Annotated in this window: 16 protein-coding genes and 2 other annotated features; of the genes, 13 read left to right on the top strand and 3 right to left on the bottom strand. The window is 55.8% G+C overall.

Annotated features, from left to right (window positions below):
- Positions 1-208: 208 nt before the first annotated feature.
- Both cls and MKY64_RS22080 read left to right on the top strand, forming a co-directional pair.
- On the top strand, positions 209-1639 hold the full coding sequence (gene cls / locus MKY64_RS22085) for a cardiolipin synthase (RefSeq protein ID WP_209878257.1): 1431 nt from the start codon (positions 209-211) through the stop codon (positions 1637-1639).
- Between the two features lie 167 nt (positions 1640-1806).
- On the top strand, positions 1807-2715 hold the full coding sequence (locus tag MKY64_RS22080; RefSeq protein ID WP_036723169.1) for a YitT family protein: 909 nt from the start codon (positions 1807-1809) through the stop codon (positions 2713-2715).
- A 174-nt stretch (positions 2716-2889) separates the two neighbouring features.
- Here MKY64_RS22080 and ligD read toward each other — a convergent pair whose 3' ends face one another.
- A complete protein-coding gene (gene ligD, locus MKY64_RS22075; protein WP_339253937.1) occupies positions 2890-3786 on the bottom strand; it encodes a non-homologous end-joining DNA ligase in 897 nt (298 codons plus the stop codon).
- 186 nt (positions 3787-3972) lie between these two features.
- On the opposite strand from ligD, the gene MKY64_RS22070 reads away from it, so the two are divergent.
- The 3 genes from MKY64_RS22070 to MKY64_RS22060 all read left to right on the top strand — a co-directional run bounded on the left by MKY64_RS22070 (position 3973) and on the right by MKY64_RS22060 (position 6890).
- Positions 3973-4548 (top strand): RNA polymerase sigma factor, encoded by a 576-nt coding sequence (locus MKY64_RS22070; protein ID WP_339257307.1) that lies wholly within the window; start codon positions 3973-3975, stop codon positions 4546-4548.
- Positions 4512-5708, top strand: coding sequence for a hypothetical protein (locus MKY64_RS22065; RefSeq protein ID WP_339253939.1), 1197 nt, complete (start codon positions 4512-4514; stop codon positions 5706-5708). The genes MKY64_RS22070 and MKY64_RS22065 overlap by 37 nt, the downstream gene beginning before the upstream one ends.
- Positions 5709-6119: 411 nt before the next feature.
- Entirely contained in the window at positions 6120-6890 is a 771-nt protein-coding gene (locus MKY64_RS22060; protein ID WP_340955737.1) for a hypothetical protein, read from the top strand.
- 68 nt (positions 6891-6958) lie between these two features.
- Here MKY64_RS22060 and MKY64_RS22055 read toward each other — a convergent pair whose 3' ends face one another.
- Both MKY64_RS22055 and ku read right to left on the bottom strand, forming a co-directional pair.
- Positions 6959-7957 (bottom strand): ATP-dependent DNA ligase, encoded by a 999-nt coding sequence (locus MKY64_RS22055; protein ID WP_339253943.1) that lies wholly within the window; start codon positions 7955-7957, stop codon positions 6959-6961.
- The gene (gene ku / locus MKY64_RS22050; RefSeq protein ID WP_339253945.1) at positions 7950-8930 is read right to left on the bottom strand and encodes a non-homologous end joining protein Ku; all 981 of its coding nucleotides are present in this window, start codon (positions 8928-8930) and stop codon (positions 7950-7952) included. The genes MKY64_RS22055 and ku overlap by 8 nt, the downstream gene beginning before the upstream one ends.
- A gap of 142 nt (positions 8931-9072) precedes the next feature.
- Here ku and MKY64_RS22045 point away from each other — a divergent pair, with 142 nt between their 5' ends.
- The 8 genes from MKY64_RS22045 (at position 9073) to MKY64_RS22010 (ending at position 16021) form a co-directional block, all read left to right on the top strand.
- Positions 9073-9252: a hypothetical protein gene (locus tag MKY64_RS22045; RefSeq protein ID WP_339253947.1), complete on the top strand. Its 180-nt coding sequence runs from the start codon at positions 9073-9075 to the stop codon at positions 9250-9252.
- 15 nt (positions 9253-9267) lie between these two features.
- Positions 9268-9453 carry an H-type small acid-soluble spore protein gene (locus MKY64_RS22040; protein WP_036723178.1) on the top strand — a complete coding sequence of 62 codons (186 nt, stop codon included), beginning with the start codon at positions 9268-9270 and terminating at the stop codon, positions 9451-9453.
- A gap of 246 nt (positions 9454-9699) precedes the next feature.
- Positions 9700-10674, top strand: coding sequence for a DMT family transporter (locus MKY64_RS22035; RefSeq protein WP_340955731.1), 975 nt, complete (start codon positions 9700-9702; stop codon positions 10672-10674).
- Between the two features lie 88 nt (positions 10675-10762).
- The gene (gene tsaE, locus MKY64_RS22030) at positions 10763-11254 is read left to right on the top strand and encodes a tRNA (adenosine(37)-N6)-threonylcarbamoyltransferase complex ATPase subunit type 1 TsaE (protein ID WP_155991279.1); all 492 of its coding nucleotides are present in this window, start codon (positions 10763-10765) and stop codon (positions 11252-11254) included.
- Positions 11251-12078: a tRNA (adenosine(37)-N6)-threonylcarbamoyltransferase complex dimerization subunit type 1 TsaB gene (gene tsaB / locus MKY64_RS22025; RefSeq protein ID WP_340955728.1), complete on the top strand. Its 828-nt coding sequence runs from the start codon at positions 11251-11253 to the stop codon at positions 12076-12078. Before tsaE ends, tsaB begins: the two co-directional genes overlap by 4 nt.
- Positions 12075-12599 carry a ribosomal protein S18-alanine N-acetyltransferase gene (gene rimI, locus MKY64_RS22020; RefSeq protein WP_051477836.1) on the top strand — a complete coding sequence of 175 codons (525 nt, stop codon included), beginning with the start codon at positions 12075-12077 and terminating at the stop codon, positions 12597-12599. Before tsaB ends, rimI begins: the two co-directional genes overlap by 4 nt.
- Positions 12596-13645: a tRNA (adenosine(37)-N6)-threonylcarbamoyltransferase complex transferase subunit TsaD gene (gene tsaD, locus MKY64_RS22015; RefSeq protein ID WP_340955726.1), complete on the top strand. Its 1050-nt coding sequence runs from the start codon at positions 12596-12598 to the stop codon at positions 13643-13645. Before rimI ends, tsaD begins: the two co-directional genes overlap by 4 nt.
- 54 nt (positions 13646-13699) lie before the next feature.
- Positions 13700-14042, top strand: a binding site (T-box leader).
- Between the two features lie 51 nt (positions 14043-14093).
- Positions 14094-14383, top strand: a binding site (T-box leader).
- Between the two features lie 75 nt (positions 14384-14458).
- Complete coding sequence (locus MKY64_RS22010) at positions 14459-16021, top strand: 2-isopropylmalate synthase (protein WP_340955724.1); 1563 nt, start codon at positions 14459-14461, stop codon at positions 16019-16021.
- The last annotated feature ends 44 nt before the right edge of the window (positions 16022-16065 follow it).

The raw sequence follows: 16065 nt of genomic DNA, 5'->3' as shown, positions 1-16065 counted from the left end.
GGGGCTTATCCGATTCGTCCTACTACTCTATGTATTCCATAACTAAGGTGAACATGACAACGGTTTACTTGAATAAAGAAGGAGAGTTAAGGCAAAACCTGTAGTAAGCGCAGGCTTCTGCCGCCGCAGATTTCTCATGAAAGTTAGCAGGCGCTGTCTATGCCCGCAGAGATAGTAATAGTTCATTCAGTTGATCAGGAGGCCCGGAATGAGGATATTTGCCGTGATCTTATGTCTTTTTATTGTGCAGCTTGCCATTATTACCGCTTCCGAATTCCGCCGTCCGCAGCGGGCGCTTGCCTGGATATGTATTACCTTCTGCTGCCCGCCGCTGGGTCTGCTGTTCTACTATTTCCTGGGGCGCGATTACTGGCAGAGCCGCAAGCTCGTGAACCGGTGCGTCTCCCTGCTGCGGGAAATCCGTATTCATGTTGCCGGCAAGATTCATAAGGTCAAGCAGGCGGAGGATACCGGCAACCCCGGATTTGAACACCGCTCTGAGCTGCTGCATCTGTTCTCTGAACTGGCGGACAGTCCGGTTACAAGCCACAACCGGTGTGAAGTGCTGTCCAGCGCACAGGCAGCGTATAAGTCCATGCTGGAGGTGATGGAAGGTGCGCAGGAGCATATCCACATGGAATTTTATATTTTCCGGGAGGACGGGATCGGCCGGCAGTTCCAGGAGCTGATGATCCGCAAGGTACGCCAGGGGGTGAGGGTGCGCCTGCTGTGCGATGGCCTGGGCAGCCATAAACTTAGCCGGGGCTTTGTGAATACACTGAAGAACGCGGGAGTGCAGGTTTATTTTTTTCTGCCGCCGCTGACTGCACTGCCGGACCGCCGGTTCAACTACCGCAATCACCGGAAGATCCTGGTGGTGGACGGACTGACCGGATTCACCGGAGGCATGAACATCGGCGATGATTATCTGGGCAAAAATCCGGAAATGGGGTACTGGCGGGATACACATCTGCGGCTTGAAGGGGATGCCGTCTATCATCTGCAGTATGTGTTTCTCAAGGACTGGCGGCTGGCGGCCGGTGAAGCTCTCAGCCATCCGCGCTTCTTTCCGGATCATGACTGTAGCGGAAGGGAAGCCGTGCAGATTGTCGCCAGCGGTCCTGATGCGGGCATAGATGCCACCCAGGAGATGTATTTTGCTTCCATCTGTGCCGCGAGGCAACGTATCTGGATGACCTCACCATACTTCATCCCCGACCCCGCGATTTGCAGGGCGCTGAAGAATGCAGTCCTTAGCGGTGTGGACGTAAGGATTATTATCCCGGCGAAGCCGGATAACAAGCTGGTCTATTATGCCACGCTGGCGTATCTGGAGAATCTGCAGGACGCCGGCGTGAAATTTTACCGCTATACCAGAGGGTTCATGCATGCCAAGGTAATGATTATCGACAGCCTGCTGGCCACCGTCGGCAGTGCCAATCTGGACATGCGCAGCTTCTATTCCAACTTCGAGCTGACGGCGGTGCTGTTCCGTCCGGAGACAATTACAGAGCTGGCTGAGGACTTCAGCAGAGATCTGGAGCAGAGTGAATTCATTGATCCGAAAAAGTTCCGGGAGCGCAGCCGTAATGTCAAACGCATAGAAAGTCTGTGTCAGCTCTTATCTCCGCTATTATGACAGAAAAGATGGCCGAATCATCGATTATCGAAGGTTATATCAATTTACATGCGTTATTTGACTTTCTTTTATGATATAATGGAAATATAAGAAGAACAGGGGAGAAGGCACGACTGTACGTTCGCTTTCGTAAGCTTCTTAGATATACTATTTATAGGGGGAGTTCTATGACTGTAAGCCAACATATCTTTACGAATGAAGAACAGAAGAAGCCGGAGAAGTCTGGAGTGTTCAAGACGGCAAGACTGGCCCAGCGGATTGTGATGATTGTCATCGGAGCGGCCATGATGTCTGTTGCCCTTGAAATTTTTCTTGTTCCCAATAAGTTGATTGATGGCGGAATCACCGGTATTTCCATTATGTTGTCCCATATTTTCAATATACCGCTCGGTATTCTATTGACCCTGCTTAACCTGCCGTTTCTGGTTATCGGGTATAAGCAGATCGGTAAGACATTTGCCTTATCTACTCTATTTGCTGTAATTGTAATGTCCATCGGTACCCAGTTGCTCCATCCTGTTCATCCCATTACGGTTGAGCCGCTGCTCGCAGCAGTATTCGGAGGGGTAATTCTCGGCGTTGGGGTCGGGCTCGTTGTCCGTTACGGCGGATCGCTCGATGGTACTGAGATTGTAGCCATTCTTGTATCCAAGAGGCTTCCGTTCTCTGTAGGGGAAGTCGTTATGTTCTTCAACCTGTTCATCCTGTCCGGCGCAGGCTTTGTGTTCGGCTGGAATAATGCGATGTTCTCGCTCATTGCGTATTACATTGCTTTCAAACTGATCGATATTACACTTGAAGGTCTGGACCAGTCCAAGTCGGTATGGATTATCAGTGATAAATTCCGTGATATCGGCGAAGCTCTGACGGAGCGTCTGGGACGCGGAGTGACTTATCTTGATGGTGAGGGCGGATTCTCCGGCGATAACAAGAAAGTGATTTTTGTTGTCATTACCCGTCTGGAAGAAGCGAAGCTGAAGTCTATCGTAGAAGATTGGGATTCTGACGCGTTCATCGCGATCGGCAATATCCATGATGTTAAGGGCGGTCGCTTCAAGAAAAAAGCAATTCATTAGCATTAGCGTAACCGGTTCAGCCGGAACGCTTCGAAGGAAGGTATATTTACGAACGACAGAGTAACCCATACGGCGGTCCTGACTTGTTGCGCCGTATGCCCATATATAATAATACCTTCCGTCCTGATTCTGGACGCCAGATAAGCCCGCAGCCTGAGAAAGGCATTTGCGGGCTTATTGCTGTCCTGAGGGCAGCTTGGCAATAATCGCTTCGACCGGCTGAGGAGGAACCTTGGCAATCAGATCTCCTAACCGGCTGAGACGCTCTTCTATATTCAGCAGGTTGAAATCTGTAGGCTTGACACCCCGTTCAACCTCCTCCCACAGGAGGGGAGTGGAGACAGTAGCCAGCGGCCGGGCGCGCGGGGTGTACGGGGCAGCGAGTGTTTTGCCGCCGTAATGCTGGAGATAATCGAAATATATTTTATCCCCGCGATGCTTCTTCAGACGCTCCAGGGTGAAGAGATCGGGTCGCTTCTCGGTGACATAACGGCCTACGAAATGCCCGATCCGGCGCAGCTCATCGAAGGTCACCCCCGGCTTAACCGGAACAATGATCTGCACTCCGGTGGCTCCCGAGGTTTTGGGAACGGAGTCCAGTCCGAGCGATCTCAGCACCTCCCCTACCACAGCAGCAGCTTCCATAATCCGCGGTTCGACCTCAAGCGAAGGGTCCAGATCAATCATCCATTCGCAGGGCAGTGTATTGCCGGCATAATGGAGGGAGGGATGGAATTCGAGCGCAGCCAGATTGCCCAGCCAGAGCAGCTCCGGCAGGCCCTGCAGCACAATGTAGGTGATATTGTCCTGCACCGCCGTGCGGACGAATTCCGGCAGCGGCTCCGGGGCGTTCTTCTGATAGAAGGACATCCCGGGAACGCCATGGGGATAGCGGATCACCGTGAGCAGCCGGTCTTTGCAATAGCGCAGCAGGTAGGGCGAGAGGGCCGCCAGCTTTTGCAGATAGATCTGCTTGGTGATGCCCATCTCGGGCCAGAGCGGTTTGTCGGGATTGGTGATGCTGATTTGCTGCCCGTCTACGGTAATGGTTCCTTTGGTGGCCGCTGGCATGGGACATCCCTCCTTAGGCTTGTGTATGTCTGCCTAGTATTTGCCGTGCTGCCGGTTTTCAGTCGGGATTCCGGTCCGGGATAAGGGCAGTTCACACTTTTTTGCGCAAAATGTCCCTTTTGGCCCGGGCAGGTGCTTATAAGGGTGTTAGCTAGAAGAGAGGAGCGTTTTACGATTTTGGATGAAATGGAACACCTCGTTGTTAAGGTTCAAAACGGCGACGTGGAGCAGTACGGGCGGATCGTTGAAGCTGTTCAGCAGCCGATGTACCGTTATTGCAGCCGTCTGCTAGGCAGCGGGGCAGAGGCGGAGGATGCCGTGCAGGAGATTCTGGTCAAAGCCTATCAAAATATCGGCAAGTACCGTCCGCTGGTCAGCTTCTCTTCATGGCTGTATAAAATCGCTTATCATCATTGCCTGGCGGTTATCCGCCAGCGCCAGCGGCATAGCCGGGTGATGCTGCTGCTGCGGCCGCAGAAATACGCGGAAAGCCCGGAGCAGCAGATGGACCGCTTCCTGTTCGATGAACCGCTCGCTGTAGCGCTTTCCCGGCTGAAGGTGGAGGAGCGGAACCTGCTTTTGCTGAGGGTTTTTGAAGAGCAGAGCTTTGCCGAAATCGCCGTGATTCTGGGCAAGAATCAGGATGCGGTCAAAAAAAGATATCAGCGCACGATTATTAAACTCACCAACCTGCTGAAATCGCAAAGAGAGGGGGAGGAAGCACAATGGACGAGCACTTCGCTGCTGAAGAAAAAAGGATAAGACGAATGGGCGCAGGTGAGGCAGCGGGCAGCATTGATGTTAAGTCATCCGTTATGGAGCGGGTACGTGTCATCCATGCACAGCGGCTTGCATCAGAGGGCGGAGGAACGCCAGCTTCACCGGGGCAAGCGGTGCCTGAAATGGTTAGGCAAGGGCCTGTGATGACCAGGCAGCCGATACCTTCGCTGCGTCCTGCGGTACAGCGGGGCAGAAGGCTGGCCGCCGGACTCTGTGCGGTTGCGCTGCTGGGGCTGGCTGGGTTCAGCGTTCTCCGCCATGGGACAGACCAGGAAACTACGGGGAAGGCGCTGCACCCGGACTTTGCGGTCATCCGGCAGACGGAGGGGCAGCCTCTGGTCTTGAAGGACAGCGGCGGCAGAGTTGTGGCGCAGCTTAGGTACGCTGAATCGAAGGTCTACACGCCTTACATTGGCTCTAGCTCAGCCCGGGAACGTTACTTTAAGCTAAGGGAGCAATATGAACAACAGGCGCAAGCGGATTTACAGCCGGGAGAGACAGCAGCTTATTATGTCAATGACAGTGAATTGATTGCATTGATGAACGGGCTGGGGTATGGAAAACCGCTATTTTTCACCAGCAGAACGGTTACGTATACCAGCTACGCGAAGCTGTCAGCCGCCCGGGAGCAAACGGGCAAGTGGAGTTTTGCACTGCCGCCTGAGCGAATAGGCGGGTTACAGTTTGCGGAGGGCCGGCTGTTCGCCAAAACCCCCTCTGCGTTTGAGCCGGAGTATAGGCTGGCACTGGAGGCATTGAAGGCCAAAACGGAAGCTGCTCCGGACGGGAATCCGCTGGCTGCAACTTTATGGCCCTTGGAGAATCTCGCAAGCGCCGAGGTGATCTATCGGGATGGCAGCCAGCAGCTGAAGCTTCAGTTATTCTGGAATAACGCAGCAACAACCGGTCCTTCGCAAATTCACGTATCCCCCGGCCAAACGGCTGAACTATGGACCTACGAGGATAAGGAGCTACTGTTCATTCCGGGGGCAGGCGCTGGAGAAGAGAACGGAAGTTCAGTAAGCAGACTGTATTGGTATGATAACGCCTATGGAGGGCTTGCTTGGATGACGGACCCGCCGGATAAGCGGTTGACCCGGGAGCAATGGGAGAGCATTGCCGCCGGGATGGTTCAGCGTTGAAGATTTATGGGCGTTAAATACAGGTGTCTCCGGAAGCCACAGTGTGGAGGCAATGTATGCGAAAAACCGACCACAATGAGCAGTGCGGAGGCACGTGGACCAAATATAGCCGAAAAACCGAACACAATGAGCAGTGCGGAGGCACGTGGACCAAATATAGCCGAAAAACCGAACACAATGAGCAGCGCGGGGGCGCGTGGACCAAATATAGTCGAAAAACCGACTACAATGAGCAGTGTGGAGGCGCGTGGACCAAATATAGTCGAAAAACCGAACACAGTCGTATTCATCAGTTAGGGTGATGCTGTTCTTTTATTATTATTTCACAGTTGAATGTCCCCTTTCGGCACTTTGCGGCATTACAGGAGTGTTGCAGCAACAACAAATCAGCTGAAGGGAAGGAATATGAACATGACTCTGTTAATGAAAAAGAAAGCGGCTGCTGCCGCAATATGCCTGTCCATGCTGCTGAGCGCAGCAGCGGGGTCGGTGGGAGCAGCGGGAAGGCTGCCTGATAAATTAAAAAATAAAAGCAATGGCATTCTGTGGGAAGAAACCGAAAAGCCGGCTAAACCGGCTGCGCCATCCCCGCTGGACGCTTTGCTGTCCAAAGCGAATGAGGCTCCCTTGAACGCAGGGGAAATCCGGGCTGTGTATGTGAATGACATCAAAATCAATACGCTGGACAGTCTGGATATCAGTTACGTGCCGTTTAGTTATACGTCTGTAAGCAAAGCGGCGCAGAAATTAACGTCAATGGGCGGAGGTGCATTCATGGCTCCAGCTTCGCTCCCAAAAGATTATGTGCTGAAGGAGGCAAACATCAGTCCCGACATTCCTTTTTCGTATGAGGAAGGATATGCGCAGCTCAGGGAGCAACTCAAGCAACAATCTACGTCAGCCGGTAAAAAGGTCGTCTCCAAAATGCTCCCCTGGAGCGGTCATGTCACCACGTTGACGTATACCCGCAAGGGAGAGGTGCTCAGCCTGCGTGCCGAGCCTGCAAGCAAGCTTCCGGCTGGAGTTACACTGGCCGTATTGCCGGAGGACAAGGATGAGAAGGTGCAGGTTAACGGGCAGGAGATGAATGTTCACCTCCTTCGGGCCGCATCACGGCAACCTCAAATCGCAATTGCAGTGGAGCAGCACGGACGGCAGCAGAGAGTACACATTAACGGATAGCCGGAACACTGTGCAGAGTAAGGCTGAACTGCTGAAACTTGCCGGAAGCCTTACTCCCCAATAGGCAGCTAGAACCCCCTCTGGCTTAAAGAACAGGAATGGGCGGGCAGATCGACCTGAGCCTGAATCACAGGCTGGCGGAAGGTGCCGGAGGGATTCCATTCCAGAAAATGCAGCTTAAACACCAGCTCAGGCTTAATCCAAACGGAGCCTGAGCTTCGCTGCGGAAGGTCGGCAAACGGCATATGCTCTGTGACAAGTCCCGGAATCCGTCCGGTCAGTGTCCGCCAGTCCTGGACGGTCATTCTGCCTGCTCCGGCATGTCCGATATAATGCAGCCTGCCGGCATCATCATACAGGCCGAACAGCAGCGCATTCACGATGCCGTCCCGGAAGGTGACGCCCCCGGCGACAGCGGTGACATCGGAGATGATCTTGAGCTTCTGCCAGCGCTTGTCCTTGCCGCCCGGCGCATAAGTGCTGTCCAGATCCTTACAGACGATCCCCTCCAGACTGCCCTGCCGTGCCGCAGCGAGCAACTGGACGGGATCGGGGTAGCTCGGCACCTGCTGCACATGGGGATGGGGCAGCAGCATCTCCTTCAGCAGCTCCTGCCGCCGGGACAGCGGTTCATCCAGCAGCCAGATGCCGTCACAATACAGCATATCAAAAACCATATACAGCACCGGAACCTGGGGCTGCACTGCCCGGATCGCAGCCTCGTTCTTCAGGCTGTCCCGCCGCATGACCTCATGGAAGGAGGGCTTGCCGCCGCTGAGTGCAATGATCTCGCCATCCAGAATGAAGGAGCCGGCCCGGCAATAGCTTCCTGGTTCGGCCAGCTCAGGATATTGGAGCGTGCGCCGATTGCCACGGCGGTTAATCAGTTCAGCATGGCTCCCGTCGTAATAGGAGATCATCCGCACGCCGTCCCATTTGATCTGGGCGATCCACTGTTCTCCGCTTGGAAGCACAGAGGCCAGTACAGGCTCAAACGGAGTGATGGTCTTAAGCTGAAGGGAGTTGTCCAGCCTGGCGGCGGGTGCAGACGCCGGGCCTCTAGGCACCGGTTACCTTGCTCTTCGCGCTCCGGCGCTTCGGCTTCGGGGCAATCACCGGAATTGGTCCGGTAGCTTCATCTACAACCGGAGCGGCGGCTGTATCGGTTGGAGTCCCTGCGGCAGTGGCCTTGGCCGGACGTTTTTTCGCACCGGCGGCTGTCCTTGGCTTAGCCCCGCTGCCTCCCTTAGCCGGTCCGGGATCGGAAGGAATATGCTGCACAGCCTCGATACTGGCCTGCAGGGCAGCCATCAGATCGATAACATTGTTCTCCTGGCGGGCCGGAGCAATATGGAACTCTTCGCCTGCAATCTTATGTGTAATCAGATCAAGCATCCGCTGGCGGTAATCATCGGTGTATTTGGCAGGCTCGAACGGGGTGGACAGCTGTGAGATCAGCAGCTTGGCCATATCCAGCTCTTTGTCGTTCACGCTGCCCGGCTCCGGCAGGCCGGGAACCTGCGATACCGGACGGACCTCGTCCGGGTAATAGATCGTTTCAATCGCCAAGCAGTCTGCCAGGACGCGGATGGCGGCCAGACTGCTTTTGGAGCGGATGGAGATCTTGGCAATACCGATCTTCCCGGTCTGACGCATCGCCTCCATCAGCAAACGGTAAGCATTGGCGCCTGCCTGGTCTGGCGATAAATAGTAGGTCTTCTGGAAATAAATCGGGTCAATCTCCGTCAAATCCACGAAATCCAGTATGGTGATGCTCTTACTGCTCTCCTCGCTTAGCTGATCCAGCTCCTCCTTGTCGAACAGAACAAACTTGCCCTTCTCATATTCGTACCCCTTGCCGATCTCCTCCCAGGTGACTTCCTTGTCACAGACAGGACATTTACGTACATAAGACAGCGGACTACCGCATTCTTTGTGGATGTAGCGCAGCGAGATGTCTTTATCCTCCGTAGCGGAGAACATCTTGACCGGAACATGCACAAGCCCGAAGCTGATGGCTCCTTTCCAAACGGTATGCATGAGAATCGCCTCCTGATGGGATGTGGTATGGCTTAGTATGGGGAGGCAGGGCTTTTTCTAGCCGGATGCATGTTTTGAGAGTCATGGGAAAAAATAAATGCTGCTCAGCTTGCACAGACCCAAAGCGAGAAGAGGAGGCATTATGGACAAGGAGCACTATCACTGGAGCGATGCGTTATCCGAGCAGGATATTCCGGCTGAGGCGGTCAATTGGGACAATATTATTGCCGATCCGGAGGATGCCGGACTGGACGAGGATGCAGTACTACTGGATGCTGATGCAACAATCGGGGAGCTTCCGGCGGAAGATGAAGAGGAATAGGGGGGCAAGAAAAGAATGGATATAACACGTGCGCAGGATATTTACGCTTCCAAGGACAAGATTGCGGTGCATCTCGACGGTGAGCCGGTCTGGATTGAGCATGTAGATTCGGATAACGGTATGGCAACGGTTCAGGTAGGCTCCCGGCCGACGAATACACAGACTGTTGGTGTTGAGCGGCTGGAGGAGCAGAGGAAGTAGCGGGTCAGCATAATAAGTCCTGGTAGGTCTCCAGGTAAAATACTCATTCGAGCAGGAGTTCTTTTGGCGGTGGCACCATCGCGGGGAGTCTCCTGCTTTTTGTGTGGCCTGACCGAAAATAATCGTTATGCTCAGAGCCGGGGTATGGAGCCGTAGCCTCTAAATAATAGCTGACACAGATATTGACGCCGGGAGTGGTGAGCCCTATATTTGGAAGAAGAATTTTGACGAAAAGAGATGATGGAAGTGCGTCCGATATTACTGGGTGTGTGCTCGGCGCTGTTTTTTGCGGTGACGTTTGTGCTGAACCGGAGGATGGAGCTTGCGGGAGGAAGCTGGGCGTGGAGCGCCTCGCTGCGGTACTTGTTCACGCTCCCGCTGCTGCTGGCGATTGTGGCCGGAAGAGGGAGGCTGAAGCCGCTGCTGGCTGCGATGAGAGAACGGCCTGGAGCCTGGCTGCTGTGGGGAACTGTCGGGTTCGGCTTGTTCTACGCGCCCATCTGCTTCGCCGCTGCCTATGCACCGGGCTGGCTGACGGCTGGAACGTGGCAGATCACGATTATCTCCGGTTCGCTGCTGGCTCCGTTCTTCGGAGAATGGGTCAGCGGACCGGGAGGACAAGTATACATAAGAGGTAAAATCCCGCTGCGCGGGCTGCTGCTCTCCCTGATTATTCTCGCCGGAGTAGCGCTGCTGCAAGTGGAGCAGGCGCGGCAGCTTGCCCCATCCCAGGTCCTGCTGGGCATTGTCCCGGTTCTTATCGCTTCCTTCGCTTATCCGCTCGGAAACCGTAAGATGATGGAGCTGTGCGGCGGCCAGCTGGATGTATTCCAGCGGATTCTTGGCATGACGCTTGCCAGCCTGCCCTTCTGGCTGGCTGTCGCTCTGTATGGTATGGCAGATACAGGCCTGCCCTCCTCCTCGCAAATAGGACAATCAGTCATTGTTGCACTCAGTTCGGGAGTTGTGGCTACGGTGCTGTTTTTCCGGGCTACCGATCTGGTCAGGGATAGCATGAGCAGTCTGGCAGCCGTGGAAGCGACCCAGTCACTGGAGGTGCTGTTCGCCTTGCTGGGGGAGATGCTCCTGCTGGCCTCGCCGCTGCCATCCCTCCTGTCATGGGCGGGGATTGCGGTCATTATTGGTGGTATGGTGCTGCATAGCCTGTTCTCCCGGCATCCGGGGAAGCCTGCGGCGGCTCCGGCGTTCTCAACGGACTGACAGGCTGTTGCGGTGCAAGTAGCATACCGATATAATTAAAAGTATTGTTAACTGTTAAGGGATCTTCAAAAAGGTGGTAGTTGCAGCTTTGGACAATAATACACAAACGGTGTTTACAACCCGTTCATTCGGCCTTCAGGATACGGAGGCACTTGCCGCCGCCATTGCTGCCGCGTCATCGGCGGGGATGGTTATCGGACTTGACGGGGATCTAGGTGCGGGCAAAACAGCGTTCTCGCAGTGCTATGCACGCCATTTGGGTGTGGAAGGTATTGTGAATAGTCCTACTTTTACCATTATCAAAGAGTATGAAGGACGTCTGCCGCTGTATCATATGGATGTATACCGGATATCGCTGCAGGAAGCGGACGAGCTGGGACTGGAAGAGTATTTCTACGGTCAGGGTGTGTGTCTGGTGGAATGGAGCCGAATCATTGCTGATCTGATGCCGCCGCGGCATCTCCATATAGAGCTGAAGACCGCCGGCCCGGATGAACGGGAGATTACGGTGACCGGAATCGGAGAGCCTTACGGCGAAGTGTGCCGGATGCTGATCCAGAAGTGGGGTAAAGAAATATGACGAACTCGAATAATGAGCCGCGTAAGCGGTTTTTGGCGCTTGATACATCAACGGCAGTTCTGGGAGTGGCCGTGACTGGCGGCGGGGAGCTGTTGCATGAGATTAATGCTTCCGGGGAGCGGAACCATTCGGTTCATCTGCTGCCTATTATTGAGCAGGCACTTCAGGCGTCTGCCACTACGGCCGAAAGGATCGGCGGAATCTCGGTCGGGATCGGCCCGGGCTCCTATACCGGAACACGGATCGCTGTGACTGCAGCCAAGACGCTGGCCTGGGCCTGGAACGTACCGGTTACCGGTGTATCCAGCCTGCATGCGCTGGCCTGGGGCGGATACCATGCGGCTTCTGCGCAGCAGAAGCAAGGCTCCATAACGTCCCCGAACGGCACGGCAGGAACAGACTGGATCATTCCGCTGATCGATGCCCGGCGGGGACAGGCATACACCGCTGTATTCGCGGCGGACGGGGACAAGCCTCCCCGGCGGCTGGCGCCGGATGCCATCAGGCTGATGGCCGACTGGGTGCAGGAGCTGGCGGTACGGCTGAAGGAAGCCGCAGCTGAGGGCAATCTGCCGGACACACTGTGGTTCGTAGGCGAGACGGCGCTGCACGGAAGTGCGGACATGCTGGCTCCGCTGATGGAAGCCGCCAACGTTCAGGCAGTGCCTTATGAGCTGGAAGGACGCTGGACTGGATTTCTGGCGGAAGCGGGTCTCTACGAAGAGAGCGGAGATTTGCATACGCTGATTCCCAATTATACGCAGCTGTCGGAGGCGGAGGCGAATTTGCGCCGCAGCAGCGAAGGGAGTCTGAATACACGATGATCGAACCGGAACGTAGACCAGCTCAGGGGACTGAGCTTGTTTTTCGCCTGATGCGGCTGGAGGATGTGCCTGCGATTCTTGTGATTGAACGGGAGGCCTTCACCATGCCTTGGACAGAGGAAGCCTTCCGCAACGAGCTGACCCACAATCATTTTGCTAAATATATGGTAATGGAGCTGGCAGGGCATATTATTGGATACGCAGGAATGTGGGCGATTGTCGATGAGGCGCATGTTACCAATATTGCACTGCTGGAGGCATACCGGGGACGTAAATGGGGCGAGCGGCTCCTGGACGAGCTGATGAAGACGGCGGCTTATCTCGGCATGCAGTCGATCACGCTTGAAGTACGGGTCTCCAATGAGGTGGCCCAGAATTTATACCGCAAAAAAGGCTTCAAGCCTGCGGGTACCCGCAAGGGCTATTATTCGGACAACCGCGAGGATGCGCTCATCATGTGGGCTGATCTGCCGGAGTACGGGGAGCAAGCTGTAACGGAAGGAAGCGTGGACTTGAAATGAAGACAGACACGGGCGCAAGGGAGCCTGTATTGATTCTGGCGATTGAAACCAGCTGTGACGAGACCTCTGTAGCTGTAGTGAAGGATGGCTGTGAGGTGTTGTCCAACATCATCTCCAGCCAGATTGAGACCCACCGGGCATTCGGGGGAGTGGTGCCTGAAGTGGCCTCCCGCAAGCATGTCGAGGTGATAACGCTGGTCATTGAAGAAGCCTTAAGCGTAGCCGGCGTACGTCCGCAGGAGCTGACGGCTGTGGCGGTAACGCAGGGTCCGGGACTGGTGGGGGCGCTGCTGGTCGGAGTCGTGGCTGCCAAAAGCCTGGCGCTGGCCTGGGGCAAGCCGCTCATCGGCACGCATCATATTGCCGGTCATATCTATGCTAACCGGCTGGTCAAGGAATTGAAGTATCCGGGCATGACGCTGGTGGTGTCAGGGGGGCATACGGAGCTGGTGCATATGGAGCGGGAAGGAAGCTTCCGGATCATCGGGCGCACCCGTGACGATGCCGTCGGCGAAGCGTACGACAAAGTGGCGCGGGCCCTGGGCTTCCCTTATCCGGGAGGGCCGCATGTGGACAAGCTGGCGCATGAAGCGGAGGAAGCCTTCGCTCTGCCGCGTGTGTGGCTGGAGCCGGGCTCGTATGACTTCAGCTTCAGCGGTCTGAAGTCTGCGGTGCTGAACGCGGTGAATCAGAGTAAGATGAAGGGGCTTGTGCCGGATGTCGCGGGCATTGCGCGCGGCTTCCAGGAATCCGTAGTTGAAGTGCTGGTCGAGAAGGCGATCCGTGCCGTCCGTGAATACCACGCGGAGCAGCTTCTGCTCTGCGGAGGGGTAGCGGCGAACAAGGGGCTGCGCGAAGCCCTGATCCGGCGCTGCGGGACAGAGGGGATCGAGCTGGTTATCCCTCCTCCCGTATATTGCACGGATAATGCGGCGATGATTGGTGCCGCAGCTTACGTGAAATGGAGACATGAAGGCGGGATTCCGCTGGATATGGTCGCCGATCCCGGCTATTCGCTGGAGAAATGGTCGGTATCTGCCTATTGACTTTTGCAGATGCCGCCGGGTATAATCAGTTCAATTCAATCATCTTATATTTGAACAAACGCAATGATCGGAAGCAGTAAGGTCACTCCGGGATAAGAGAGCTGCGGGAAGGTGCGACGCAGTCGATGGAGACCTGAACTCGTCCGGGAGCGGAGCGGTGGAAGCAGGGAGCTCTTTGAACAGGAGCGTTGGCCGGTACAGGATGTAATCCGGCAACCTTAGGTACACCGTTACGGTTAACCTCCGTGAGAGGGTGGTCAGTCAAGGCTTGGCGGAGTGGGAACATTCCGGGAACCTTGCAGACATGGAGTGGGTATCGCAGAACAGCTGGAAGGTTAGCGGGTTCGGATATCAACAAGAGTGGTACCGCGACAGTGAACAGCCTGTCGTCTCTTGAATGAGACGGCAGGCTTTTTTTGTGCACATTTTGTGAGAAGTTATATAGGAATGACACGCAAGGATCGGGAGCAGTAGACGGCTAAGGTGAACAGAGAGCTGCGGGGAGGTGCGACGCAGACACCAGAGGCCGGCGAATCTCGCCCGTGAGCGGAGCGGCGGAAAGAGCTACAGGTACGCTGCTACGGATGTCCCCGTTACCGGACCCTTCAGATCTTTATAGCTTCCGTTATCGGGGCTGGGAGATCTGATCTAAGCTGGACGCAGCCAGGACTTCTGACATCAGGGAGACTATGCGTCAAAAAGAGTGGTACCGCGGAGGGCTGACCCCCCGTCTCTTTATAAGAGACGGGGGGTCTTTGTGCTTTTTAGGAGGCAGCCCTCCATTAGATAAACCTAATTTGAGGAGGAATTACAATGATTATTCCGGTAAAGAAACGAATTCAGATTTTTGACACGACGCTGCGTGACGGGGAGCAGGCCCCGGGAGCCAGTCTTACCCCAGAGCAAAAGATTATTCTGGCCGGCAAGCTGGCGGACCTGGGAGTGGATGTCATGGAGCCGGGATTCCCTGTATCCAGTCCGGGGGATTTCGCTGCGGTGGAGACGATCTCCCGCAACATTCAGGGTGTGGAGATCTGCGGCTTCGCACGGGCAGTCAAGGGGGATATCGATGCTGCTGTTCGGGCCACCCGGGATGCCGCGCGGCGGCGGATTCATCTATTCATCTCCTCCTCCGACATCCATCTGCGCCATCAGTTGCGCATGAGCCGCCCTGAGGTTGTAGCGGTTGCCAGAGAGATGACGGCTTATGCCCGCCAGTTCTGCGATGTGGTAGAGTTCACTGCAATGGACGCTGCGCGGACGGGCATCGACGATCTGATCGAGATGGTCGAGGCGGTGATTGAAGAGGGCGCTTCGATTATCAATCTGCCGGATACGGTAGGTTATGCGCTGCCTCAGGAATACGGAGAGATGTTCCGGCGTGTGCGGCTTGGGGCCAGGGGCGGAGACAAGGTCATCTACAGCGCCCACTGCCACAACGATCTGGGCCTCGCCGTAGCGAACAGCCTGGCGGCCATTGAAGGCGGCGCCACACAGATTGAGGTTACGGTCAACGGAGTGGGCGAGCGGACCGGCAACTGTGCGCTGGAGGAGCTGGTCATGGCGCTGGAGACACGCGGAGATTCTATCGGCGCCGAGACTGGAATCGTGCTGGATAAGCTGTATGACACCTCGCGGATGATCAGCGGGGCGATGCATTTCCCGATTGCCTTCAACAAGCCGGTGGTCGGGCGCAATGCCTTCCAGCATGAATCCGGCATCCATCAGGACGGCCTGCTGAAGGACCGCAGTACCTACGAGATTATGGACCCGGAGCGGCTGGGCATCCCGCGCAGCATGATTATCCTCGGGAAGCATTCCGGCAGGCATGCGCTGAAGGACCGCGCTGCGAAGTACGGCATTGCCCTGGATTCGGCGGAGCTGGACGCGCTCTACGAATCCTTCAAGGAGACGGCTGACCGCCAGAAGGCCGTCAGCGATGATGAGCTGCTGCGGATGGTCAGCAGCACCACAGGACAGCAGGCGCAGGTCTATGCGCTCGGCGAGGTCCAGGTCCTGGCCGGCAGCGCGCCGCGCCGCGTGGCCGCAGTGACAGTGCGCCATCTGCAGAGCGGCGCAGAGACGACCCAGACCAGCACCGGAGACGGTCCGCTGGAAGCAATCATTGCCGCTATAGGGCAAGGGATTGCCGAGGATATCCGCTTCGACGGGCTGGAGCTGCATTCCCTCGGCAGCGGCGGGAATGCCCAGGCCGAGGCCGCCGTCATGGTGGAGTGGAAGGACACCAAGTTCCGGGGCACGGCCATCCATCACGATATCGTGATGGCCGCAGGCATTGCTTACATCGCCGCTTGTAATGCGGCACTGCTGTCGGAATCGGAGGTGCCCTCTCCCGGCTCGGCGGTGAATAGCTAAAAAGCTAGAGACCCAAGAACAGAGCGAAGTTACCGCGCGGGTTC

This window comes from Paenibacillus sp. FSL R7-0210 (assembly GCF_038009085.1).
Taxonomy (GTDB): domain Bacteria; phylum Bacillota; class Bacilli; order Paenibacillales; family Paenibacillaceae; genus Paenibacillus_AQ; species Paenibacillus_AQ silagei.
Note: the sequence above shows the minus strand (reverse complement) of the source record. Positions and strands in the feature narration are given on the sequence as shown.